The organism is Brevibacillus ginsengisoli, assembly GCF_050113715.1.
GTDB lineage: Bacteria > Bacillota > Bacilli > Brevibacillales > Brevibacillaceae > Brevibacillus_H > Brevibacillus_H ginsengisoli.
This window is the reverse complement of record NZ_JBNJQR010000005.1, coordinates 293583-318827: the sequence shown is the minus strand read 5'-3', so window position 1 is coordinate 318827 and position 25245 is coordinate 293583. Positions and strand designations below refer to the sequence as shown.

24 protein-coding genes and 2 riboswitches are annotated in these 25245 nt (G+C 47.2%); of the genes, 10 read left to right on the top strand and 14 right to left on the bottom strand.

All coding sequences use genetic code 11. The annotated features are described in order from the left end of the window. Positions 1–24 precede the first annotated feature (24 nt). The 4 genes from ACQCN2_RS12830 to aepX form a co-directional block, all read right to left on the bottom strand. Complete coding sequence (locus ACQCN2_RS12830) at positions 25–588, bottom strand: GNAT family N-acetyltransferase (protein WP_426929309.1); 564 nt, start codon at positions 586–588, stop codon at positions 25–27. Positions 589–1056: 468 nt separating this feature from the next. After that, a complete protein-coding gene (locus ACQCN2_RS12825) occupies positions 1057–1791 on the bottom strand; it encodes a YheC/YheD family protein (RefSeq protein ID WP_426929308.1) in 735 nt (244 codons plus the stop codon). A 40-nt stretch (positions 1792–1831) separates the two neighbouring features. Beyond that, on the bottom strand, positions 1832–2965 hold the full coding sequence (gene aepY, locus ACQCN2_RS12820) for a phosphonopyruvate decarboxylase (RefSeq protein ID WP_426929307.1): 1134 nt from the start codon (positions 2963–2965) through the stop codon (positions 1832–1834). Between the two features lie 13 nt (positions 2966–2978). Further along, on the bottom strand, positions 2979–3875 hold the full coding sequence (gene aepX, locus ACQCN2_RS12815; RefSeq protein WP_426929306.1) for a phosphoenolpyruvate mutase: 897 nt from the start codon (positions 3873–3875) through the stop codon (positions 2979–2981). Between the two features lie 199 nt (positions 3876–4074). Between aepX and ACQCN2_RS12810 the strand changes: the two genes are divergently transcribed. Continuing rightward, positions 4075–4833: a YheC/YheD family protein gene (locus ACQCN2_RS12810; RefSeq protein WP_426929305.1), complete on the top strand. Its 759-nt coding sequence runs from the start codon at positions 4075–4077 to the stop codon at positions 4831–4833. Positions 4834–4884: 51 nt separating this feature from the next. Further along, positions 4885–5145, top strand: a complete 261-nt coding sequence (locus ACQCN2_RS12805) for a hypothetical protein (RefSeq protein ID WP_426929304.1) — start codon at positions 4885–4887, stop codon at positions 5143–5145. 82 nt (positions 5146–5227) lie between these two features. Here the strand turns inward: ACQCN2_RS12805 and ACQCN2_RS12800 are convergent, their stop codons facing one another. The 4 genes from ACQCN2_RS12800 to ACQCN2_RS12785 all read right to left on the bottom strand — a co-directional run bounded on the left by ACQCN2_RS12800 (position 5228) and on the right by ACQCN2_RS12785 (position 8654). Next, entirely contained in the window at positions 5228–5593 is a 366-nt protein-coding gene (locus tag ACQCN2_RS12800) for a YybH family protein (RefSeq protein WP_426929303.1), read from the bottom strand. A gap of 116 nt (positions 5594–5709) precedes the next feature. Further along, positions 5710–6750: an S-methyl-5-thioribose-1-phosphate isomerase gene (gene mtnA / locus ACQCN2_RS12795; protein WP_426929302.1), complete on the bottom strand. Its 1041-nt coding sequence runs from the start codon at positions 6748–6750 to the stop codon at positions 5710–5712. Further along, positions 6747–7973 carry an S-methyl-5-thioribose kinase gene (gene mtnK / locus ACQCN2_RS12790; RefSeq protein WP_426929301.1) on the bottom strand — a complete coding sequence of 409 codons (1227 nt, stop codon included), beginning with the start codon at positions 7971–7973 and terminating at the stop codon, positions 6747–6749. Before mtnK ends, mtnA begins: the two co-directional genes overlap by 4 nt. Positions 7974–8000: 27 nt before the next feature. Further along, positions 8001–8654, bottom strand: coding sequence for a DUF1722 domain-containing protein (locus ACQCN2_RS12785; protein ID WP_426929300.1), 654 nt, complete (start codon positions 8652–8654; stop codon positions 8001–8003). Between the two features lie 12 nt (positions 8655–8666). After that, positions 8667–8796: riboswitch (SAM riboswitch) on the bottom strand. A gap of 220 nt (positions 8797–9016) precedes the next feature. Next, positions 9017–9142: riboswitch (SAM riboswitch) on the top strand. Positions 9143–9229: 87 nt separating this feature from the next. Here ACQCN2_RS12785 and ACQCN2_RS12780 point away from each other — a divergent pair. From ACQCN2_RS12780 to ACQCN2_RS12770, 3 genes are read left to right on the top strand one after another with little or no spacing between them, the layout of a single operon-like run. After that, on the top strand, positions 9230–10441 hold the full coding sequence (locus ACQCN2_RS12780) for a 2,3-diketo-5-methylthiopentyl-1-phosphate enolase (protein ID WP_426929299.1): 1212 nt from the start codon (positions 9230–9232) through the stop codon (positions 10439–10441). Continuing rightward, positions 10441–11112 carry a 2-hydroxy-3-keto-5-methylthiopentenyl-1-phosphate phosphatase gene (locus tag ACQCN2_RS12775; RefSeq protein WP_426929298.1) on the top strand — a complete coding sequence of 224 codons (672 nt, stop codon included), beginning with the start codon at positions 10441–10443 and terminating at the stop codon, positions 11110–11112. The genes ACQCN2_RS12780 and ACQCN2_RS12775 overlap by 1 nt, the downstream gene beginning before the upstream one ends. Positions 11113–11115: 3 nt before the next feature. After that, positions 11116–11766 carry a methylthioribulose 1-phosphate dehydratase gene (locus ACQCN2_RS12770; RefSeq protein ID WP_426929297.1) on the top strand — a complete coding sequence of 217 codons (651 nt, stop codon included), beginning with the start codon at positions 11116–11118 and terminating at the stop codon, positions 11764–11766. Positions 11767–11841: 75 nt separating this feature from the next. On the opposite strand, the gene ACQCN2_RS12765 is transcribed toward ACQCN2_RS12770, so the two are convergent. The 5 genes from ACQCN2_RS12765 to ACQCN2_RS12745 form a co-directional block, all read right to left on the bottom strand. Next, entirely contained in the window at positions 11842–13341 is a 1500-nt protein-coding gene (locus ACQCN2_RS12765; protein WP_426929296.1) for a methyl-accepting chemotaxis protein, read from the bottom strand. A 50-nt stretch (positions 13342–13391) separates the two neighbouring features. Beyond that, complete coding sequence (locus ACQCN2_RS12760; RefSeq protein WP_426929295.1) at positions 13392–13778, bottom strand: hotdog family protein; 387 nt, start codon at positions 13776–13778, stop codon at positions 13392–13394. Positions 13779–13901: 123 nt separating this feature from the next. Then, on the bottom strand, positions 13902–15680 hold the full coding sequence (locus tag ACQCN2_RS12755; protein ID WP_426929294.1) for an acyl-CoA dehydrogenase family protein: 1779 nt from the start codon (positions 15678–15680) through the stop codon (positions 13902–13904). 57 nt (positions 15681–15737) lie between these two features. Next, a complete protein-coding gene (locus ACQCN2_RS12750) occupies positions 15738–16916 on the bottom strand; it encodes an acetyl-CoA C-acetyltransferase (RefSeq protein WP_426929412.1) in 1179 nt (392 codons plus the stop codon). A gap of 36 nt (positions 16917–16952) precedes the next feature. Continuing rightward, a complete protein-coding gene (locus tag ACQCN2_RS12745) occupies positions 16953–19361 on the bottom strand; it encodes a 3-hydroxyacyl-CoA dehydrogenase/enoyl-CoA hydratase family protein (protein ID WP_426929293.1) in 2409 nt (802 codons plus the stop codon). A gap of 522 nt (positions 19362–19883) precedes the next feature. Between ACQCN2_RS12745 and ACQCN2_RS12740 the strand changes: the two genes are divergently transcribed. Further along, positions 19884–20063 carry a hypothetical protein gene (locus ACQCN2_RS12740; RefSeq protein WP_426929292.1) on the top strand — a complete coding sequence of 60 codons (180 nt, stop codon included), beginning with the start codon at positions 19884–19886 and terminating at the stop codon, positions 20061–20063. Between the two features lie 166 nt (positions 20064–20229). Here ACQCN2_RS12740 and ACQCN2_RS12735 read toward each other — a convergent pair whose 3' ends face one another. Next, complete coding sequence (locus ACQCN2_RS12735) at positions 20230–20646, bottom strand: hypothetical protein (RefSeq protein ID WP_426929291.1); 417 nt, start codon at positions 20644–20646, stop codon at positions 20230–20232. Positions 20647–20828: 182 nt separating this feature from the next. On the opposite strand from ACQCN2_RS12735, the gene ACQCN2_RS12730 reads away from it, so the two are divergent. From ACQCN2_RS12730 to proC, 4 genes are all read left to right on the top strand, one after another. After that, entirely contained in the window at positions 20829–21542 is a 714-nt protein-coding gene (locus ACQCN2_RS12730; RefSeq protein WP_426929290.1) for a hypothetical protein, read from the top strand. Between the two features lie 380 nt (positions 21543–21922). Then, the gene (gene proB / locus ACQCN2_RS12725) at positions 21923–23044 is read left to right on the top strand and encodes a glutamate 5-kinase (protein ID WP_426929289.1); all 1122 of its coding nucleotides are present in this window, start codon (positions 21923–21925) and stop codon (positions 23042–23044) included. A gap of 26 nt (positions 23045–23070) precedes the next feature. Further along, complete coding sequence (locus ACQCN2_RS12720; protein ID WP_426929288.1) at positions 23071–24339, top strand: glutamate-5-semialdehyde dehydrogenase; 1269 nt, start codon at positions 23071–23073, stop codon at positions 24337–24339. Between the two features lie 48 nt (positions 24340–24387). Further along, positions 24388–25239 carry a pyrroline-5-carboxylate reductase gene (gene proC / locus ACQCN2_RS12715; protein ID WP_426929287.1) on the top strand — a complete coding sequence of 284 codons (852 nt, stop codon included), beginning with the start codon at positions 24388–24390 and terminating at the stop codon, positions 25237–25239. The last annotated feature ends 6 nt before the right edge of the window (positions 25240–25245 follow it).

Genomic DNA, 25245 nt, shown 5'->3' with positions numbered 1-25245 from the left:
CTTTTCTTGTGAATCCAGCTTTTTTCAATAGCTTTTTGCTTTGATTTTTCGCCAGTCATCTGCCAGCATGCCATATACTGCATGATCTACATAGTGATCATTAAGAAACTCATTTTGGCGGAGGATTCCCTCCATCTGAAAGCCCAGGCGTTCGGGTATCGCCCTGCTCTTATGATTCTGAATGGCCGCATTGATTTGGACCCGATTCAAGTTCCATGTACCAAAGACAAGCTGGTTTATGTACTCCCGAACAGAAGCCGTCATGAGACCATTTCCTTGAAATTGTTCTCCCAGCCAATATCCAATACTTGTATTACGGTTTGACCAGTTGATGCTATGTACACCAATCGTCCCTGCAAATAAGCCTCTAAACCAGATTCCATAGTGAATGCCTTGATTCCGTTCACGCTGATGAATGGTCGCTTGAATAAACTGAGCCGTATCATGAGAATCCCTGGATTGATCCACCCACGGCAGAAACTCCCGAAGGTAGTGTCTCCCTGAATCAACCAGTTCAAACATCGCGTGAGCATCTGAAAAAGAGAGCACTCTCAACTCTGCATTGTAAGAGAGCGGAATTCCTTGCATCTTGATCACCATCCAATATGTAAAAAGTCACGTAAAAAATTGACAGTTAAACTTTATTTTATTGAAATTTAGCACTTTTGTGTGTTTTCTGCAAGGGAGAAAAGAGCTTCGTCCCCTTCACGCTCTGTGGAAGTTCGCAGAGAAGCAGCAAAGTCCGGTCAGTCAATCCGAAAGGGACGTCGCCAAACGCTTCGCGCCCCTGCGGGGTTGGGTGGCGACTATCTTCCCTTTCTTCTTTCCTTACCTGAGTATCACTTCCAAGGAGGCTATAAGTGGACGAAGCTCTTTTCTGGGCTTACGCATGGATGGAAAAAGAATCGGTTTATCATGATAAACCGATTCCTTTTCCTTTTTTATAGAGATTAAGCTTGTATAGTCGAGAAGCTCCTAAACAAGCAAGTCGCTTGAGCTCTCCAGGCACACCAAAAGCCAGCTGCACCAACGGAAGAATGCAACCGGCTTCATTGCTTACCCGTATTTATATGCCCGAATACGACGAATCATGGCTTTATTCCCCAGTTTACGGAAATGGGAGATGGCAGGAAAATGATTTGTTTCAATGATCCATAGACGGCCATTTTTGTCCAGTCCCATATCCATTCCATAAATGCGATGGGCTGGAAACGCCGCCATTAGCCGATACGCTGACATTAACGCGACACTGTTAAGATTGGACAGGATCATCCGGTGAGACCGACCCTTGAGAGAAGACTTTTTCAAGGCGGCCCGAACGTGCATCATCTTACCTTTACTCCTTGTATTGTTGGTGACGATGTAGCCTTTGCCTGCTACTTTTGCAGCTTTAGCGGTTATATTCCAATGATTGGAATCCCTTTTACGTTGCACAATGAACCGCATATCAAACGGGCGATTGTTGATTTTGGCGAGGGGAATATAGCGTTGAACCATATACGCCAAGGACCTCATTTTACTAATCAAATTATGGAACATCATATCTTTCCCTTTTACCATTACCTTTCGATTCTCACTGTGTATGTGATAATAGTGGTTTCCCAACGAAGATACCTTGATCACACCAGCCCCGCCACTGCCATTGACAGGCTTCAGAATCACTTGGCCATATTTGCTGAGCATTCTCCAAAAAGCTTTGCGCGTCATCCACCGCGTCTCCGGCATGTAATGCGTTAAATGTCGAGAACGTTTTAGGAGTAAATATTTGGACCATTTATCTTTTGCTCTCATGAGGCATCTTCCTTTCGAAGGATAGCCGATGACTCCAAGATCATTCTCCAACAAACTTCTGCAACCGTTCTCTTATCTCATACGGTTTTTCTTTCGGGCGACCAAGTTGCTCAAATGAGCCTTTTGCAATTTTCAGATAGAGAAAAGTCAGTCCCTGTGTCTGTTTCCACGCTCGAATCGCTTCTTTCAATTCTTCCAGGCTGTGAATATAAATGGATTTCACGTAGCCACACGCGGCGGCAATCTCCACGAAATGAACAATATTGGATACGGTACTCTGTCCGCCCGTCGAATCATGAACATTATTATCCAGCAGAATATGAAGCATGTTGTCTGGACTGTAGTACCCGTTCGTAGCCAAACTTCCCATACGCATCAGCAAGGAGCCGTCTCCGTCGATGATGACGATCTGTTTATCCTTTGCCGCAAGAGCCAGGCCAAGTCCAAGAGAACTGACACACCCCATGGAACCAACCATGTACAAATTGTTAACAGCGTCTTCAATCTCATACAGTTCTCGTCCCGTCTTTCCGGTGGTGGCAAGCTGGACCGTTTGGCTGTCTTTTAGGGCGTTAATAACCGACAAGGCTTCATAGCGCGTCGGAACCTGATCTTGTTCATTTTTTGATATTTTGAGAATATTGCGGTTTGATAAGGACTCTTGTTTGGCAAGCTTGATCTTTTCAAACGTTTTGTGTTTTACGACAAAGAAAAAGGATTGATTCTCCTCGATAGTCACATTCGCCCGATCAAGCTGCTGCTTGGCTTCCTCCATATCGCTTGAAAGGAACTCCCATTTGATCCGCATTAAATCCAACAGCTGTGTCGTCATCTGGCCCATTAATTCATGCTGCGGCTCATCCTGAATTCCCTCTTCCCCCCTCAGGCTGACGAAACCCAGAACAGGCAGGCGAAAAGGATCGTTCAGTGACACCAACGGGGAAACAGCGTTGGTCAAACCGGAATTTTGCATCAAGACAACCGCCTTTTTTCCTCCTAATGCTACTCCGGCCGCAATGGCTATCGCTTCTCCCTCATTGGTTGCCCCCACATAATTGCACTCATTTTTAGCATAGTTAATAAAATCCTTTAGAAATGAACAGGGAACCCCACAGTAAAACTGAAAGCCTCGCTTGTTCAGTTCATCACCAAACAGCTTCGTGTTCAATACCATTTCATCATCCCTTTTATCCAAGACTCTCCGGATCGTTGCCTTTCGGGAGATACTTCTTTTCTGCTTCTTTTAATTCGTCAGCTTGTTGCAGCTGAAAAACTTCATCCAGCGGCGCCAGTTTTTCTTCCACATGCAAAAGGCTTCTCTGGTGAAAGATTTGCTGCGACGTTTGCCGCATAGCGACAATCGAGGATCTCAGGTTGTGGTTCGCCCAAATGACGGCGCTTACACCCATTTCCTCAAATTTTTCTGTGGGTGTCGCATAGTATTTGGTGGGGACAATCACAACGGGATGCCTGGAATTCCATTCTTTTATAAATGCCTCAATTTCCGTGATATCCGTCCTTTTACTGTGCATGAGTATAGCATCTGCTCCCGCTTGCCGGTAAGCCTCCGCTCTTCGTAATGCTTCCTCCAAACCCCAACCCGCTATAAATGCTTCCACTCGTGCCACAACGACGAAATCTTCATCTGTTTGACTGTCCTTCATCGCCTTGATTTTGCCGCAGAACTCATTCATATTGGCGAGCGGCTGAACCTCACTTTTGATAAATGAATTGGTTTTGGGAAAAAGTTTGTCTTCAATACATACACCCGCTATGCCTCTTTGCTCCAACTTTTTTACCAATCTTCTCGCGTTGTTGAAGTTTCCATAGCCCGTATCCCCATCCAGCAATATAGGAACCGTAGTCGCGTCACTCATAAACTCTAAAACATCCAGCACCTGAGTCCAGGAAGCTTCATTGTTATCCCTCACTCCCAGGGAAGCTGAGATGGATAAACCACTTCCCCAGATCCCTTTGAAGCCGCATTCTTCGGCTATTTTGGCTGATAAACCATTATGCGCTTCCATTAGAAATTCAATTTCTGGGGATTGAATAAGCTGCTTTAACTGTGTTGTTTTTTTCATGCGGACCTCCAATCCAGTCCCTACTCGAGCGAGCTTCCAAATTTCTTACACTTCATATCTTATGAATAATTGAGGTTCTCCCGTGCACACATCTTCCACTTAAAAATGATCATCGTGTCTTTGTCGCTGCTTAAGAACCTTATCTTACCTGCTGGGATATACTGTAGGGAATTGTTCCTAATGGGGGCTTGATACGAGAATGAGCAAATGGGAGAGGTACTCAATTCTAAATGAAGATATGCGGATTCGCTCCTATTTACCGGAGACGCGGTTGATGTCGGAGCAGAATTTGCGTGATTTGCTAGCCGTATATGAGAGTGTCATTTTGAAACCTGCGGCAGCCAGCGGAGGAGTAGGCGTCATGATCGTGTCATCCTTAGGGAACGATCATTTTGAGGTTCAAATAAAATTGGAGAAACAAGTCATCACAAGGGACGACCTCTTCTCCTATTTAACGAAGGAAATTATTAAGGATTTTGCTTCATTCATCCCAATTAAAGAAGTAATGGACGTTCTAAGTGAAAGCTATATCATTCAACATCGGATTCCTTTGGCCCAGGTCGACCACCGTCCCTTTGACATTCGGGTCATGGTTCAACGGAAAGTAGATTCTCCATGGGTGGTGACAGGAAAACTGGCCAAGTTGGCGGACAGTGGCTATGCCATAACCAATGTCAATCTCGGAGCCGTCATCCTTCCTGTTGAGACAGTGCTTCAACGTTCCCCCTCCTTACAGGCGCTTCCAGAGCAGGCCCTTTTAGCCGAATTGGATCACGTAGCGTTACTGGCAACAGAGCGACTTGCCCAGCATTTTCAAATCCGCATGGTCGGCTACGATCTCTGCCTCGATAATCAAGGAAAGGTTTGGATCATTGAAGCCAACTTCAGACCGGACGATTATATCTTTTTGGATTTAGAGGATAAGACCATGTATGAGACGATTCGAGATTATTCCTAACGCAAGTCCAGTTGATCGAATGAGAATCTAATTCGAAGGGAGTGAATCTAGATGGACCTTGACGCACTTATCGATCTTATTAAGAATTTTCCGCTCGATAAACAAAACGATGATGATGCCATTAAGAGCGTATTCCAACAGGCCGCACAGGGATCGGGAAGATCTTATACGGATGAAGAATTGAATCAATTCCTTCTCCTTTTCAAACAACTACTTCAAGATGATTCTCAATCCAAGCTGATTTCCATGTTAATAAAAGGCGGCATGAACAAAAACCAGATGGATGAGATTAAAGAAAAGCTTGACTCCTGATACTTGAATCCAACCAAACAAAATGGAAGCCCTCCACGATAAGGACTTCCATTTTTGAGTGAAGAGGACGTTCTTCATCCGATCAGAGACTACTGAGATGTTCGTGAATCAGCTTCCATTCTCCCCCATCCACTTTAGTGAAGATATTCGTTGCCCTTCCACTTCCTGAAACGAATTCCCCCTTGTGATAACCCTGATAATGATAGGTATAAATACACGTTGCTGAAGTTTCGTCTGCTGTAAGCCACTGGACATCTCTCGCGGAATAAACTTCTTCTTGAACCACGTCCCACGAGTTTTCGAAATAACTTTGAATTTCGCCTAACGTTGTACAAGTCTTATTGGAAAACCAATAAACCGCCTTTTCGTGTAGCAGCTTTCTCACATTGTTGAAATCATGAGAATTAGTGGCTTCTATATATTGTTCGAATGCCTTCTCGTAATCCATTGATCATCCCCCCTATTAACAATGAAAACCCAAACTTTATTTCCTATATTATACAAAAAGGACCCATTCCCCTACATCAAAAAATGTTTAGGGAATGGGTCCAACTCGCTTGTCTTTTATTTTTGCACCGATTTAATTTGCTCTGGTTTATAAATGCCAGTCTCTGTCACTATGGCCGTGATATAACGCGCTGGCGTAACATCGAAAGCCGGATTGTAGACCTTGATGCCATTCGGTGCCACCTGTTTGCCAAGACCTTGTGTCACTTCTTCAATCGGACGTTCTTCGATTGGAATCTGTTCGCCCGTTGCGGTGCCAAGATCGATAGAGGAGAGCGGCGCCGCTACATAGAAGGGAATTCCGTGCGCTTGTGCGAGAACAGCCACTCCGTACGTGCCAATTTTGTTAGCGACATCTCCGTTCGCCGCCACTCGATCTGTACCCACGATGACGGCTTGAACCTTCCCTTGCGCCATGACCATCGCCGCCATATTGTCACAGATGAGTGTCACGTCAATGCCGGCTTGTTGCAGCTCGAAAGCCGTCAAGCGAGCACCTTGCAGTACGGGGCGAGTCTCATCCGCATACACCTGTAAATCCCAGCCTCGCTCCTTCGCCAGATAGAGTGGCGCAGTCGCCGTACCGTATGCGGCAGTGGCAAGCGCTCCCGGATTGCAGTGTGTCAAGATTCCCATTCCATCCTGCAACAACGTCAGTAAATTCTCGCCGATTTGTTTGCATACCCGCTCATCCTCCGCCTGGATGGCGATTGCTTCGTCGAGGATGATTTGTTTGATCTGTGGGATGGTCAGGCCCGCGTTGTCCTGTACCTTGGTTTTCAAGCGTTCCAACGCCCATACCAGATTGATGGCTGTTGGCCTGGAAGTGGCCAGATAATCCGCTTGCTGATTCAGCTCCTCCCAGAACCCCTCGAAGCTATCCGTTTTCGAATGACGGATTCCCAAGTATAAACCATACGCTGCGGTCATCCCGATCGCCGGTGCCCCGCGCACTTGCAAATGTCGAATCGATTCCCACACCTGTTCAACCTCGGTTAGTTGCAGATAAATCGTTTCGAGCGGAAGTCTGGTTTGATCCAGTAGTTCCAGATGATCGTCTGCCCAGCGAACAGGGGTTAGTCTTGTTGACGTTGTCATACCGCTTCCTCCTGATGTGACTCTGTAGTCAGATTGCTGACGATTTCGCTAATATCCGTAGCTGCTTTCACAGACGTCCGCTGTAAAACCAGCGTTTTCCCAATCTCAAGCGCCAGACGCTCGGCATTCGCGCGTACTTCCTGATTCTCAATGGTATTCAGGTCGGCGACACCCGCCAAACCAATCACGCGGCGGAGAACTTCGCAGCCTGCGTAACCTACGGCATCCTGGAGAACTTGGGCCAGATATTCCTGCCAGAAATCCTCCACACGGGCACTCCGCTCTTTGGCCTGTTTATGCCAGAGTTGCACGAAGTTGTAAGCAAACTCCTGCCACACGTTCTCAACCGTCTCCAACAGATAGTGGCGATACGCTTGAAGATCCTCTTCAGTCTTTTGCAAGCCTTGCTGTCCAGCATAGTTGAGCAACAGGTTCGCGATCACTTGCCCGATATCAAAGCCAATTGGACCGTAGTAAGCGAATTCCGGGTCGATGACTTTGGTGCTTGTCGCGGTTACGAAGATACTGCCTGTGTGCAAATCCCCATGCAATAAAGCCTCCGCGCGAGTTAAAAACCCAAATTTCAATTTGGCTATCTCACGTTTCAACAATCCGTTGGCCCAGATCGTCTCCACATCTCGTTGAATCAATGGGTTGAAATTGTTTGTATCGCATTTTTCATAAGGATCTGTAAATACTAAATCTTCGGTTATTTTACAAAGCTCAGGATTGATGAATTTGGAAACCAACGCCTTTTTCTCGTACGGATGGATCCCCAAATCAGAAGTAAAGAACAGGGTCTCGGCCAGGAAACGCCCAATATGCTTGGCGAACTGCGGATAACGCTCCCCGCTGATCAAGCCCTTGCGCATAATGATATGATCACTCAAGTCCTCCATGACGGTAAGCGCCAATTCCTTATCAAAATGATAAACCTGCGGCACCAGGTCTGGGACCAGTTTCCCTTGAATGTGCAAGGCATCACTCTCGATCCGCGCCCGATCCAATGTTAACGGCCACGATTCCCCTACTACCCGAGCGTAAGGCAAAGCTTGCTTGACGATCACGCTTTTAAGATGTTCTTCATCCCGGATATGAAACACCAGATTTAAGTTGCCGTCGCCGATTTCTGAACTAGTCAGCCTCGCATCCGCTTCGAAAAGCCCAGGCAATTGACGCACATACTCAACCGCATCCTGCTCCGATAATGGACGATATGCCATCAGAATCTTCCCCCTTCTTCAGCCCTTTTAATTCTTGCACTTCTCGTATATTTCCAACGGATTCGTCAGCTCTTCCAACTGAGCCATTAAACGATACTCCACCAGCTTGCTCACCTTGCAATCCGCCACTTCTTGGACAACCTGCTCAGCAGTAAGAATGACCCAATCCGCTTGCGACTTATGGATAAACCAATCCTTCCCCCGTACTCTTACCCATATATTCGCCACCGGGCAGTCGGGTGAAAAAAGGCGGGATTCCTTCAGGTATTCATCTCCGCGTTCCATCGCTAGAAGAAACAACGTTTTCCACGCCCTCTTCCAATCATCACTGAGCAAAAGATGCCAGGAACCTGCTTCTTCTTCCGAAAGCCTGCCGCGCAAATGACCGATTGCATGTGTCAAAGCATTGCGGGCATTTTCCTCTTCAACGGGGCGCTGTTTAACTTCTTCCAAACGATTGCACAGCCAATCGGCGAATGCCGTCCAGTCACGGCTTGCTTGCTGCTTGGAGAGTTGAATCTGATCCTTAAAGGCTTGCGCGATTTCTTTGTAGTCACAATACGATGTCAACATTACTAAATACTTATGCTCTGCCCATACTTGTTCACACCATGTTTTTGATAGCGGTACGAAAAAAGACCTCTTTTCCAAAGAAAAGAGGTCCTGTGCATACGTCGTCAACGTTGTCGTTCCCCCTTATCTACCAGAATGTTTTTCTGCAGGAATTAGCACCGTGCACATTCTTACGAGTCGAACTCTAGTAAGCAATGTGTCGGTTGCTGGGTATCATCGGGCCAGTCCCTCCACCGTCTCTGGATAAGGAAATCCATTTTTCAAACTATTCGATTTGCGATTACGATGAATCATACACAGCGATCCCGCAAATTGTCAACACCTATTTTTTCGTGTATGTGCGGACAACTCCCTGAACCTTTTTTCCCCTTACTCGATACCAAACTCATAGTTGACAGGGGGCTAAAACTCATCTTATGATTTGATTACCGTGTGAAAAGAGCGGTTCAATTCAATATTTTCTGACACAACTCTTATTGTGAGAAGGCAGAGGGACTGGCCCGATGATGCCCGGCAACCGGCGTGCACGTACAAACTTGCGCGTAACGGTGCTAAATCCTGCAAAAACCCGTTTATTGGTTTTTGAGAGATGAGAGAAGAAGCATGTCGCATATGACGCCTCCTTCTCGTTGAAGGGGGCTTTTTTGTTAAGGTCAACCATTTTTTGTCGAGGAGGCAATCTCGTGAGCCAAGATACGATACTCGTAACTTATTTGACCCAAGCCAAGGATCTGGAGAAAAAAGCGCAGGCCATTGCCGTCGGAATGACCGTTGGTTCTTGGACAGACTTGCCTGCCGCGAAACAGGAGGCCCTCCGTCCGTACCTTGGTGAAGTCCATTCCGTTCATCCAATCGAACAGCTTGATAATGGGGACATACGCGGAACGATCACCATCAGTTATCCGACGCGCAACTTTACCAAGGATATTCCTTCCCTCTTGACCGGTGTGTTCGGCAAATTATCCATGGACGGCAAGATCAAACTGTTGGATATCCAATTCCCAGACTCTTTCACCGAAGGATTCCCTGGTCCGAAGTTCGGGATTGAAGGCATTCGCAATCTTGTCGATGTTCACGATCGTCCGCTGTGCATGAGTATTTTCAAGTCCTGTCTCGGCATGCCATTCGAGGATCTCAAGACCCAATTCCGGGCGCAGGCTCTTGGCGGTCTTGATTTGGTAAAAGACGACGAGATTTTCTTCGCGGATGACCAAGCGCCTTTCCTTGAGCGAATCAAAGCCTTTCGTCAGATTTCCCACGAGGTGGAGCAGGAAACAGGCAAACATGTGCTTTACAGCGCTAACCTTACCGGCCCGACTCACGAATTGTTGGAAAAAGCGAAGCGGGCAGTTGATGCGGGAGCCCAATGCCTGCTATTTAATGTGTTGAGCTATGGCTTCGATGTGTTGCATCGCCTTGCCGCTGATCCTGACATCACTGTGCCGATTATGGCGCATCCAGCGTTAGCGGGAGCCTTCTATCCATCTCCTGATTACGGAATCGCTACGCCGCTGTTGCTCGGCAAGCTGATGCGGCTGGCTGGGGCTGATCTGGTTCTTTTCCCTTCTCCGTATGGCAACGTGGCGCTGGATAAAGACGAAGCGATTACGCTCGCCGCTCATCTGACAAGTGCGGATACTCGACTGAAGCCTTCCTTCCCTGTTCCATCTGCGGGCATTCATCCGGGACTCGTTAGCCAATTATATGCTGACTTCGGATTGGATCAGGTAGTCAATGCGGGAGGCGGAATTCACGGTCATCCTGGCGGAGCTACCGATGGAGCCCGTGCTTTTATCAAGGCAATCGAGGCTGTTGTAAGCGGACAAAGCTTGCAGGAAGCCGCGAATGACTTTGAACCGCTGGCGATTGCTTTAGCTAAATGGGGGCAGAAATAATGCAAAAAAAGCTTGTACTCTTTTGTGATTTTGACGGTACGATTACCGAAAAAGATAATATTGTCGCACTGATGAAAGAATTCGCTCCACCGGGCTGGGAGGCTCTGACGGAACAAATCCTTACCCAGAAGATCTCGATTCGTGAAGGGGTTGGCAAGCTGTTTGCCACCATTCCTTCTTCACGCAAGCAAGAAATGATTGACTTCCTCCTGCGTGAAGCCAAGATTCGTGAAGGCTTTGCCCAGTTTATCGACTATTGTAAAAATCAAGGAATCACCTTGCTCATTACCAGCGGCGGTATTGACTTCTTCGTCTATCCCATGCTCGCACCCTTTGGCTTGGAAGATCAAATCTATTGCAACGGCAGTGATTTCTCTCAAGAGACGATTACCATTACCTGGCCGAACTCATGCGATGAACACTGCTCGACGGATTGCGGCATGTGCAAAACCACCATTATCCGAAGCTATGATCCGGATCAATACTACCGGGTTGTCATAGGCGACAGCATTACTGACTTGGCAGGAGCGCGAATTGCCGATTTCGTTATTGCACGCTCACTTTTGACGGAGAAGTGCCGTGAACTGCAGCTCCCCCATGAGACATTCGGCACGTTTTTTGACGTGATCGCAAGTCTCGATCAGATCATCCAACGTCAGGAGGTGCGTTAAGCCATGGGATTCACCGATCAACAGCGAGAAGAAGCCTTCCGTCAATTGGACGATGTCAAAATGACGTTTGCCCGTCGCGATTGGTTCCCGGGTACAAGCGGAAACCTCTCGATCAAAATCGAGTCTGATCCGCTCCTCTTCGCCGTTACCGCCAGCGGGAAAGACAAAACCAAATGTACCTCAGAGGATTACCTGGTTGTGGACGAAAACTCTGAGCCAGTTGAGCAAACCACGTTAAAGCCATCCGCTGAAACCCTGATTCATGCGGTCGTTTATAAGAATTTTGCCACTGCCAGAGCTTGCTTTCACGTTCATACCATTAGCAACAACGTGATTTCGGAGCTTTACTATGGTCAGCGCTCCTTCAGTATCCAAGGGCAAGAGCTGATCAAGGGACTGGGTATCTGGGAAGAGAATGCTCGCATTACAGTGCCTATCGTTGAGAACTACGCGGATATTCCTACGCTCGCTTCAGCCATCGAGCAAGTAATTACTCCTGACGTTCCCGGGGTATTGATTCGCAACCATGGAATCTACGCATGGGGAGACAGCGATTTGGCAGCCAAGCGCCATCTGGAGGCCTTTGAGTTCTTGTTTGACTATCATTTGAAAGTATTGCAGCTGCGTTCTCTTGCTCAAACCGCCCAATTGTAGCTCAAGGTTATGCCGATTGATTTTCTGTTATACGTAATAAGAGAGGGCCTCTGCGGAGCCCTCTCTTCTCATTCTCTATCCGATTTCTTGCACCAAACGCTGCAATGTCTGCGAGCGTTCCTGCAATCTAGCAACGATTGCCGTGAATTCATCCATAATGGCCGCTGTTTCCTGTGTAGAGGCGGCGGCTGTCTCAATATGCGTCAAATTCTCATCCGTCTTAAATCGAAGCTCCCGCATGCCCGTTTCAATCTTGTTGGCATCCAGTTGTTGAAGCTCTGTTTTTTGGGCAATATTTTGCAGGTTCAGATTAATCTCTTCCACAGAACTTTCAATTTGTCGCAGCTTTTCCGTGGCTTGTTGGGAGATTTCAACCCCATTTCTTACGGCTTCCCGACTTTCGCCCATGCTCATCTTGATTTCGCTCAAGTCGTCCTGAACATGAGTAGATAGCTCTCCAATCGCTTTGGCTGCCTCCGAAGCTTTGAGCGCCAACTGATGGACCTGTTCCGCGACTACCTGGAAGGTACGCCCCGCTTCACCCGCACGCGAAGCTTCAATCGAGGCATTAATGGCAACGACCGTTACGTTTTTGGCAATATCCGTAATGGCTTCACTAATTGTAAAAATTTCCTGTGTCCGTTCCGCCAACACCATCGCCTTGTCAGTCGCTTGCTGTGAGGTTTGGTCAATGGTTTGGATAATTGTCGCCATCTGTGAAACGACCTCTTCACTCTCGATGGATTCTTTCTCCACTGCCTCGGCATGCGTAACGGCTTGTTTGGTCGCGTTGGTTATCGCTTGCGACTTGTCTACTTGCTCCGTCACGAATTGCTGATTGGTTACGAGAATCTGTTTGGAAGCCTGACTGCTGATAATGATATGCTCGCTTCCCTGAGCAATCTGCATCATCGCCTCGCGGGTTCCGTGTGTCATTTGATTTAATTGTTGAATGACATTGCCAATTTCACTCGTGGTAACGGCTACTTCGTCCAATAGTCGTTGGTTCTCCCTCTGCAATTGTGCACTGTGCTCTAGTTCCTGCTCCGCCTTATGAATCATGAGGCGAGAGCGGGTTACCATCGAAATCAGACGCAAGATGACAATTAGCATGATGAGGCTAAGGATGGCAAGGTCAGTTACTTGAACTTGGCCCATTAAGTAGGTCTCGGCTGGTGCGGTAATCATCACAAGCAACGAAACAAACATCACCACTCCTTTATGTGCGTACAGTCCTGAATAGATAATCGGAATTAACCAGACAAAAAAGGTCAGCGTCGTCGCGTGAAACATCGGATAGACAATTGCTATCATGATAAACATTTGCAACGGGAATATGTAATGAAAATAGCGATGAAGATTCTTGAAGCGAAACAAAAATAACGTGACAAAATAAAGAAAAAAAGATATTCCCGTACCCAAAAATAGCTCTGGATAAGAGATGATCTGCACCATGTCCAGATACTTCAATAGAAAGCACAGGGAATAAAATAGGATAAGTCCAAGTCCACTCACTTTTCTTAACAGGAGATTAACTTCGTTCATATTTTCGGTTAATGCTTTCGATTCTGTCATGTTTTCTCCTCCTCTTCCTATCCTATTCCCTTCATCTTAATTACGAAACATCAAGATACTTCATCCCGAATAATGCCGTGGCTGCTCCCAAGCAGGACTTCTTTGTCATGTTGGTTTCGATAGATCATTTCCACTGCGACTTTACGATATCTCTCCATTGGTATCACTTCTGTAACCGTCAACTCACAAGTAATCGTATCCCCCGTAAAAACAGGTCGAATGAACTCGCTGACCATTTGACGCGCGATAAAGTTCATATCACCACCCAGTTTGGTTCCGATGCTTGCGGTTAACAAGCCCTGCACCATCAGTCGCCCCTGGTCATCATACTCTAGATGATGCCTTCCACTGTCCCCGGAAAATTCGGTAAATCGACGTACTTCATCCTCCGTAAACGTCCTAGACCACGTATAACGATCTCCTGGTTTCAGGATCATCTTCACTTCTCTCCTTCGTGAATCATTGAATGATTCAATATTCAAACTAACTTCAGGTGAGTGTTTTCATATTGAAAAGCTGGGGGTCTTTATCCCCCAGCCCTTTACCTTCACGACAAGCTATTACAATACGTAACCGTCCGCTTCGATCACACGGTCTGCAATGGCACGTTTGAGATGAACCACGTTCACTGGATTGCGGCGAGTCAGCTTTTTCAAAATCGAGAGACGTAGACGCAGGTTGTCGCCTTCTTCCATGGCAGCCAAAGCGTCCTTCGCCCAGCCTTCCACTTTATCGAACGCTTCTTGTACGTAAACGCTTGTCATATTGAGCTTATGCTGTTCTTTCTCGAAACCGTTTTTCGCGATTGCCTTTTCGGTACGCTTCAAAACGCTATCCATCGCATAGAGTTCAATCAGCATATCCGCAGCGAAAGCGAGGAGTTCTTGTTCTTTGGCGAGCCCCATTTGGTATTTCATGATGGCGGAACCAGCTACCATCATGATGATTTTGCGAGTCATCTCGATCAGATGTTTCTCAAGAGCAAGTGGAGCATCCTCAATTTCTTGCGGATAGTAGCTCATCAATTCTTCTTGCAAGCCAGTTGCCGCTTGCATGAGTGGAAGATCGCCTTTCATCGCTTTTTTGATCAACGTGTCTGGTATGATCATACGGTTGATCTCGTTGGTACCCTCAAAAATACGGTTGATACGGGAATCACGGTACATATTCTCGATTTCATATTCTTGAATAAAGCCGTATCCACCGTGGATTTGAACGCCTTCATCCACGACGAAGTCAAGAACTTCGGTAGCGTGAACCTTATTAATCGAGCATTCGATCGCGTATTCTGCAATAGCCTTGGCTACCTCACGACCATCTTCCGCTTTTTCACCCAGCGCGGAGAGGGCGACGTCGAACATACCAACTGTACGGTAGACGGAGCTTTCTGCCGCATAGATCTTGGTTGCCATGCTGCCTAATTTGTTTTTGATCAGGTTGAAGCTGGCAATTGGAGTTTTGAATTGTTTGCGGTCTTTCGCATACGTAGTAGCCAGGTGAAGAGCATGGCGGGAAGAACCCACAGCGCCAACCGCCAATTTATAACGACCCACGTTCAGGATATTGAAAGCAATGTGGTGTCCTTTGCCTATTTCGCCAAGCAGGTTCTCCACTGGAACTTGCGCATCCTCAAGGATCACCGTACGAGTGGAAGAGCACTTGATCCCCATTTTCTTCTCTTCAGCGCCTGTGGATACCCCTGGGAAACTACGCTCAACGATGAAAGCGGAGAAATGCTCGCCGTCAACTTTGGCATAAACCACGAACACGTCAGCGAATGCCGCATTGGTGATGAATTGCTTGGTACCGTTCAGGATGTAGTACTTGCCGTCTTCGGAGAGTTTCGCGGTTGTTTTGGCACCAAGCGCGTCGGAACCGGAGGATGGCTCAGTCAAGCAATAAGCCGCCAGTTTTTTGCCGGAAGCAAGATCAGGCAGGTAACGGCGTTTTTGATCCTCATTACCGAAGTAGACAATTGGCAAGGAACCGATCCCGACGTGCGCGCCGTGGGTAATCGCAAAGCCGCGCGCCAACGCGAATTTCTCTGCGATTAAAGCCGAGCTGATTTTATCAAGGCCAAGACCGTCGTAGTTCTCTGGCACGTCAGCCGCTAACAATCCTAAATCAGCAGATTCTTTTAACAGTCGAACCGAAATCTCAAAGTTTTGTTTCTCTAACTCTTCCAGATGGGGACGTACTTCGTTGCGTACGAACTCTTCTGTTGTTTGCGCGATCATTTTTTGTTCGTTGGTCAATTCCTCCAATGTAAACACATCATCGCAAGAACCAGCCTCCAGTAAGAAGCTGCCGCCACGAATCAAATTTTGTGTATCTGCCATTGTGTATCTCTCCTTTTTTAGCAAATGGATTCATACCTGTTCCACGTGTGGTGGAACTTACAGGATTTCAAATACGCCCGCAGCACCCATACCGCCACCGATACACATGGTAACGACACCGTATTTGCCGTCTCGTCGCTTCAATTCGTTCAGGAGGGAAACGGTTAGTTTAGCTCCTGTGCAGCCAAGCGGATGACCAAGCGCGATCGCTCCTCCGTTCACGTTGACCTTCTGTGGATTGAGCCCCAACTCACGAATAATCGCAACGGATTGGGAAGCAAACGCTTCGTTTAATTCAAACAAATCAATATCCTCAAGGGTTAATCCCGCAAGTTTAAGAGCGTGTGGAATTGCTTCAATAGGACCGATTCCCATCACGTCTGGATCTACGCCACGAACCGTAAAGGAACGGAATTTGGCGATTGGCTCAAGGCCAAGCTCTGCCGCTTTGTCAGCTGACATCACCAGAACTGCTGCAGCTCCGTCACTTGTTTGAGAGGAGTTCCCCGCCGTTACGGAACCTTTAATGTGGAAAGCCGGCTTGAGCTTTGCCAATCCCTCCAGAGAGGTATTCAGACGTACCCCTTCATCCGTATCAAAAACATATTCTTTGACGTGTACCTTCCCTTGATCATCTACAAATGATTGCTTCACCGGGATTGGCACAATCTCATCCTTGAATTTGCCTGAAGCGATCGCTGCTGCTGCACGACGATGGCTCTCAACAGCAAATGCGTCTTGATCGGATCGGCTCACATTGTAGCGATTGGCTACTTGCTCTGCTGTATGTCCCATGCTGATGTACGCTTCCGGCATGGTCTCCATCAGAGTTGGGTTCAACGCTACTTTATTCCCCACCATCGGCAGCAAGCTCATACTCTCCACTCCGCCTGCGATCACGATATCAGCCATGCCCGTCATGATTTGTTGGGCGGCGTAAGCGATGGTTTGCAACCCGGACGAACAAAAACGATTCACCGTAATTCCGGATACATTCGTCGGAAGTCCGGCGCGCAGCCCGATCAAGCGGGCCATGTTCATGCCTTGTTCCGCTTCCGGATTGGCTGTCCCCATAATCACATCATCGATTAATGACTTATCTAGAGTAGGCACGCGGCGCAACAAGTCTTGAATGACCGCGGCACCCATATCTACAGGATGAACATCTTTCAGACTCCCTCGTTTGGACTTGCCGACAGCCGTACGAGCACCTGCGACAATGACTGCTTCTTTCATCATTTCTCCTCCCAACTGGCGAAAAGTATTATGTTTCTAATTGCGAAGCGGTTTGCCTTTTTGCAGCATGTGCGCCATGCGCTCTTGAGTCTTGCGAGTTTTGATCAACTCGAGGAAGGCCTGAAGCTCTAATCCGAGAATATATTGTTCATTCACTTCTGTTCCTGCTGGCAAGCTGCCGCCAGACATCACGTAAGCGATCTTGCTTGCGATCAACTCATCATGCTCACTGATATAGCCACTCATCCGCATGGAATAAAGGCTAGAGCGCAGATTCGCATATCCGGTTTCACCGATCACGCGGATTTTACGAGGTTTGCGAGGTGTGAAGCCCTCTTGATCCATGGAAAGAACCAATTGCTTCGCGTCATAGAGCAAGTGATCCTGATTGACGCTGATGCGATCTGCTGGACGCAAATACCCTAACTTGATCGCTTCTTTACCGCTTGTCGACACTTTCGCCATAGCGATGTTCTCGAACGCTCGAGCGACGAACGGGAATGGGTCGACTGGCATCGAACCGCCTTCTGGCACATTCTCCATCGCTCGGAACAGCATTTCCTTCGTTCCACCTCCACCCGGGAGCAAGCCCACACCTACTTCAACTAGTCCGAGGTAGGTTTCCGCCGAAAGCTGTACACGGTCTGCCAGATAGCAAACCTCTACGCCTCCACCCAACGTCATACCGAATGGTGCGGCGACAACTGGACGGTTGCTTGCTCGAAGCGCATCCGCGGCCTTATGGAAGTTCTTGACGAGCATTTCCAACTCCAGATAGTTATCGTCTTGCGCTTCCATCAGCGCCATCGCAAGGTTCATGCCCACGCAGAAGTTTTTGCCCTGGTTACCGATCACGAGACCAGCAAAACCTTTTTTCACTTCTTCTGCCGCAGCTGTTGCCATTTGCAGGACATCTGGTCCAAGCGCGTTGTGTGGGGAGGTAAACTCCAGGCAGAGCACGCCATCTCCAAGGTCAATCAAGGACGCACCCGAATTCTTCTTCACCAATTTTCCTTGCTCTTTGAGTGCAGCAAGATTGATCTTTTCTTTATTTTCTTGAATATCTTTGAATTTTCCGCCAATTGTGAAGGCAGACAGACGACCTTCGTTTTGCTCATAGAAAGTTGTTTTGCCACTTGCAAGCAGCTCTTCTACAAGCGCCGGGATGGTTTCCCCTTCTTCACGCATGCGAGCTACTGATTTCTCCACTCCGAGCGCATCCCACGTCTCGAATGGACCCATTTCCCAACCAAAGCCCCACTTCATCGCTTGATCTACGGAAACGATATCATCCGCGATTGCGGGAACATTGGCAGCGGAATAAAGGAGGACACGCTTGAATACACTCCAAAGAAAATCGCTCGCTTTGTCTTTGCCATAGACAATGGTTTGCAGTTTTTGCGCTAACGTTTTGCTGGTTTTGGCTGCCTCAAGAGATGCGTACTTCGCTTTGTTGCGTGGTTTGTACTCCAAAGTATTGTAATCAAGGGCCAGGATTTCTTTGCCTGACGCTGTTTTTTCTTGTTTGAAGAAGCCTTGACCGGATTTTTGACCTAACCAGCGATTCTCCACCATTTTGTGAAGGAATCCGGGAATTTCAAATACCGCTTTCTCAGCCTCGTCATTACTCTTATTTTTCACATTGTTGGCCACATGGACATATGTATCCAAACCAACCACATCGAGTGTGCGGAAGGTTGCGCTCTTCGGACGTCCAATAAGCGGACCGGTAATGGCGTCGACCTCATCTACACCCAAACCAAGCCGTACCATTTCTTGAATGGACACCTGCAAGCCGAATGTCCCAATGCGGTTCGCAATGAAGTTCGGCGTATCTTTGCAGAGAACGGTTCCTTTGCCAAGAACGAACTCTCCAAACTTCATCATAAAGTTCACAATTTCAGGATCGGTATCATTGCCAGGAATAATCTCCAGAAGTTTCAGATAACGCGGAGGATTGAAAAAATGAGTTCCAAGGAAATGCTTACGGAACTCCTCCGAACATTCTTCACTCATTTCATTGATGGAAACGCCTGATGTATTGGAGGAAACAATGGTACCAGGGCGGCGATTCGCCTCGACGGTCGCTAACACCTTTCTCTTGATATCCAAATTCTCAACAACAACCTCGATGATCCAGTCCACTTCTTTCACGAGGGACATATGGTCTTCGAAGTTGCCTACGGTGATCAAATCAAGGTCAGCTTTGTCATAAAGCGGTGCTGGCTTTTCTTTTAACAGACGATCTTTACCCGCTTGGGCCATACGATTGCGTACCGCAGGATGCTCTAGCGTCAACCCTTTCTTGGCTTCTTCTTCTGTCAGTTCACGCGGTACGATGTCCAAGAGATACACTGGGATTCCTACATTAGCCAAGTGTGCTGCGATGCCGGCTCCCATCACTCCTGAACCGAGTACGGCCGCTTTGCGAATTTTGCGTTCCATCCTGTAACCTCCTTCATAACTCCAACAGATTCTTTCCCATCCTATGATAATCCTTGTTGCATCATGTCCTATGGCTTTTTTGAATGAATACTCATTCATTTCGTTTAAAAAAAACATCCCACGTTGTTGAAATCGCCTGTGAGAAGTTTTATTTGGGTGAATGGACGATAATGAACCATCGTTCATTTTTTATTGTAATGCAAAAAGGAAGCGGTTGCAATTGTAAATTCGTTTGAATATTCACTTAATGCAATCAATTTCTGCTTGGTACGTTGAGTTTTTAATAATAGGCTCTGTTAAAGGTACACGTTGATATTTATCCTGTCCGAATTTCACATACAAAATGTCCACTGCCTCCATTCTCGATTGAAACAATGGATAGACCGTGCTTATTAAACTACCGAAGCAGATTCGTATGACAACGATAGTTCAACATTAAAGAAATAAATGATACTTTCGTGATGATATAATATTCTTAATAATTTTAATTGAGGATCTTAGTAATTTTCAGGGGGAATTTATGTGAAACAGTACGAGTATAAAGTAGAGCAAATTCAAATTGAATTAAAGGCTATATTAAAATCAGATAAGAGTCGATATAACAAGGAAATTGCTGAAAAGTTGAATGCGCTTGGCAAGGAAGGTTGGGAACTGGCAGGAGTAGATGGAACGTGGTTTTACTTTAAAAGAGAAGTTGTCTAATTATTAATGTAATTATGATTGTAAGATTTTCAGCCTAATTAATGATATAACACAGCCTAATAATTAAGAAAGTTTAAGTACTTTGCGATAGTTAAGTACTTAAACTTTCTTAATTCGCGTAAGCCCAGAAAAGGGCTTCGTCCTCAAAGGGACGAAGCCCTTTTTCTTACGTTTGTGGAATGAAACTACCGTCACGAAGCATGGTAAGCTCGCCCATGATGAATGCCAAATCTTCATTTTCTTCGTGCTCGCCTGACTCCTCATTCGCTTCCAAACGGCGCAACAGGATATTGGCAAAGTCTTGAATTTGTACAGGATGTGCTTCAATGTCTATTTCATCTAGCACCTCAAAGTTCATTGCGGCTTCAATATACGTAATAATATGAAAACCGCCGATTTCTCCCAGGTACTCTTTTTGGTTAAATGAAGATTTCTGTAATTTTTGCAACATGTTAACGATGTCATTCCCTAACGCACTTGGGAAAGCAACTTGATAAAAATGGCGATTCTGAGACTCCGCCACTTTCAAAATCAAAATGTCGGTACCTTCCAGCTTCTTTACTTTCTTTCCAAAACCAAACATGTCTTTCACCTCTACAATAGGTACTTGTCCTCTTTAGTATCCCTTCCATGATAGAGGTAAATCTCTAAACAAACAAGTATCACCCAAAAGATCCCTTGAAAAGAAGGAAGATTTTTACTTGGTTATCGTTCGCAGCCCCCTCACATCTTAAGGTGTAGAAATGAAATGATGAGGTGGTTCGAATGAAAAAGTGGTTGATCCTTCTCGCTCTCTCGCTTGTCGTATCAGGCTGTGGAGATGGGACAAAAGGAGAGAAGACAAAAGGAGAGAAGACAAAAGCAGAATCAGCTAAGACCGAAACCAAGAAAGAATCCAAGAAAACCAAGACTGAAACCAAAACAGCCAACCCTTACAAGGGATTGAAAGGTAAAAACAAGGACAAGGCCGAGAGTAATGAAAAAAACGCAGTCGTCATGAAAGATATGGATACAAACAAACACGATCTCGTCATGTTTTTGAATCGCGCAGAAAAGGTTTTTGATGATTTGCAGTACGCGGCCGCAACCATGACCAACGGAAAAAAAATAAAGGAAGACGGTATTACCTATCGTGAATTGCCATCGTCATACGACACCAAAGAAAAAATTATTACCTACTTCACCCGCTTCTGGAGTCGACCGATCGCCGTTAAAATGTACGACAACCTGCATACTAAAGTTGTGAATGACAAAGTGTATCTCGCGCAAGGGGAATCTGAATATCATGTATTAATTACCGTAAAAAACACCACGGTGGAAAAAGACAGCAAAGGGATTACGGCCACTGTGAAGGATGCTACCCTCCCCGCTTTCTCATCTGACAGAACGATCACCTATCGTCTGGTTCGCGACCAGAAGACAAAGCAATACGAGATTAATCAACGGCTTGGGACCTATGGCGCAAAAATGTTTGAGTAGATGATCTTTGCCCTTGACATTTTTATTCGCCTGTTGGCATAATTATTAAAACAAAAGCCAGACTAATACACTGACGCGTTGAAGGGAAATAGTAAAGCTGATCTTCCTGCCTAGAGAGTGAAACCCACCGGCTGCAAGGTTTCACCTGTGATATCGCTTGAACCCACCCCGGAGCGGCTAGGGATAACCTAGACGGGAGTCTTTCCCCCGTTACCAAGGAAAGCACTGCTCATGCATGAATAATTGTCAAAGCGATGCAGTGAAAAGCCGGATGATGTTGACCTGTCAACTCATCAAGTAAGGTGGTACCGCGAAAGTAACCTTTCGTCCTTATTCAAGGATGGAAGGTTTTTTTATTTTTCCTGAAGGGAGGACTTGACGTGAGTGTAAGAAAAAAACGGATTGTTGTAAAAGCAGGAAGCAGCTCTCTGACCAATCAGGAGAGAGGCTATGATGAGTCGAAGCTTGATGCTGTCGTCTCCTCGCTTACTCGACTGCGCGAGCAAGGTCACGACGTCTTATTTGTTTCATCTGGAGCAGTTGCTAGCGGTTATCAGAAATTGGGGTACAAGGAGCGACCGAGAACGCTTGCCGCCAAACAGGCAGCGGCTGCTGTTGGACAGAGCATTTTAATGCAGCAATATTCTTATCTTTTTGCCCAAAATAAAATACCTGTCGCCCAGATTCTACTCACCCGGGATGACTTCTCTGACCGAGAGCGATACCAGCATGCTTTTCAAACCATTTCGCTTCTGCTCTCGCGGGGAGTCCTCCCGATCATCAACGAAAACGATACGGTCTCTGTTGCGGAGCTTACCTTTGGGGACAACGATATGCTGGGGGCATTGGTTTCTGGACTGGTTCATGCTGATCTGTATATCATGCTGACGGATACCAACGGGTTTTATGACGGTGATCCGCGCAAGCTGAAGACGGCGAAGCGAATCCCGTCCATTGAAGAAGTGACACCTGAGATGCTGGAGCTTGCGGGTGGAGCTGGCTCGCTTGGAACTGGAGGAATGCGCTCCAAGCTGTTGGCGGCCAATGTGACAAGCAACTTGGGCATCCCCTCTTTTATCGGGTTGGCTAAAGGCTCTGACGGACTGATTGAAATATTGAATGGCAATGGGAATGGCACTTATGTTGCCTCAAGAAAAGCGGATAAAGCGGAGTCGGTTCCCAATCGCAAACAATGGATTGCCCTACACTCCCCTAGCAACGGTAAGGTAGTTGTCGATGATGGGGCGGCAGACGCGATTTTGAACTGTGGTCGCAGCTTGTTGCCGGCGGGGGTGAAGGTGGCAGAAGGTTCTTTTGCCTCCGGGGAGGTTGTCGATGTCTACTGGAACGACCAACGAATCGGGCGCGGAATCTGCCGCTACGAGGCATCGGAATTACAGAATTACCTCCTGAATCCGGATCATGGTTCTTTATCCAAAGCCGTGATCCATCGGGATGACTGGATGGCTGTGCACTCTTTTAGCCCAATTGTTCTTCGATAGACTGTTATTTCTTGGAGGGAGAAATCATGGAAGATATCAGACAAAGCGTTACCGCGCAAGCTCAAAAAGCGAAAGCCGCCTCTCGCAAGCTCGCATTGGCTTCTACCGAGTTGAAAAACCAAGCACTTCTGGCGATTGGGCACCAGCTTGCAACAGATACCGAGCAGATTCTAACGGCGAATCAGAAGGATTGCGACCAAGCTCTGCAGGATGGAAGTACTGCCAGCTATCTGGATCGGCTTCGACTAAACCCCGCACGGATTCAAGGGTTAATTGACAGTCTGCATGAGCTCTCCCTTTTGCCCGATCCGATCGGTCAGATTACGGCTGAATGGGAGCGCCCCAACGGCTTGCGGATTCAGGAAGTACGGGTTCCACTAGGCGTCATCGGAATGGTTTATGAGGCTAGACCTAATGTCACCCTAGATGCGGCAGCAATTGCGATCAAGACGGGGAATGCGATCTGCCTTCGCGGCAGTCGTTCCGCAAGCGAAACCAATCAAGCATTAACTCGAAGTATTCAGAAAGGCTTGGAATCCGTGGATCTTCCCTCCGATTCTGTTCAATACCTGACCGCAAAGCAAAGAGAATCTGTCGATGTGCTGTGTACGCTGAATGGAATAATTGACGTGATCATTCCTCGCGGAGGGGCTGAGCTGATCAAGCGAGTTGTTCGGACCTCTACCGTTCCTGTATTGGAGACTGGTGAAGGCATCTGCCACGTGTTTATCGATGAGAGTGCCGCTTATCCAATGGCGGAACAGATTGTATTAAACGCCAAAACGAGCCGACCTTCCGTATGCAACGCATTGGAAACCTTATTGATTCATCGCGACTGGTCAGCAAATGCCGTATCTCGTTTAATTACCTCCTTATCCGAAGCCAACGTTACCATTCGGGCTTGCGACAGGCTTTATCGAGAGTTTGCGGACCAGTACCCTAACCTGGAGCAGGCCACTGATGCGGACTGGGATACGGAATACCTCGATCTCGTGTTGTCTGTACGGATTGTAGATGATTTGACAGAGGCAATGGAGCATATTCATCGGCATGGAAGCGGTCATTCGGAAGCGATTCTTACGGAAGATTTGGAGTCGGCCGCAAGATTTTTACGTGAAGTCGATGCTGCTTGTGTCTATCACAACGCTTCCACTCGATTTACGGACGGGGGCGAATTCGGATACGGTGCCGAGATCGGAATCAGCACTCAAAAGACACATGCCAGGGGGCCAATGGGATTACCCGCCCTCACTTCCTGGAAATATCGTATTCAAGGGAACGGTCAAATTCGATAATTCGAATCCGATCCAACTTCACAAACCTTTCAATAAGGAGGAAAACAGATGCGTAAAACAACATTTAACCACGAGCAACTGCGTAATGTCCGCATTGGCTTCCTCGGTGCTGGATCCATCGTGGAGGCAATGTTAAAGGGTATCATTCAGCGGAGATTGCTTCCACTTGAGCAAATACTCGTGACCAATCGAAGCAATGATGAACAACTGGATAAATTGAGTACAGCGTATGAAATTCAAACCACTCGCGATATCGAAAAGCTCTTGAGTCAGTCAGACATTCTTATACTGGCGATGAAGCCCAAGGATGCGCACGAAGCCTGCCTTGCCTTGCGTGGTTTGGTGAACGAACGTCATCTGGTCATCTCCGTCATCGCTGGAATAGCCACCGAATTATTGGGAGAATGGCTAGACACATCCTGCCCGATTGTGCGTACCATGCCAAACACTTCTTCTGCTGTGGGATTGTCCGCGACGGGAGTCTCACAAGGAGTTCACTCGACAACCGAACATTTGGCTTTGGCTTCCACCTTATTCGAGTCCATTGGTGCGGTATACGCTGTTCCCGAGGAAGAGTTGGATATTGTTACCGGTTTGTCAGGAAGCGGTCCCGCTTACATCTATTATTTGGTTGAAGCCATGGAAGGTGCTGGCGCCAACGCTGGGCTGTCTCCGCTTATGGCTCGCCAGCTAACCCTGCAAACTCTGTTGGGTGCGGCCCAAATGCTGCTTCATTCGAGTGAGGAGCCAGCCGTCCTCCGTCAAAAAGTAACCAGTCCCGGTGGCACAACACAAGCCGGACTTGAGGTGCTGGATCATTACGGGGTCAAGCAAGCCTTCTCTTCCGCAGTGCTCCGCGCTACTGAGCGTTCGCGTGAGCTGGGGGCGCAATTCCGCTAATCCTTG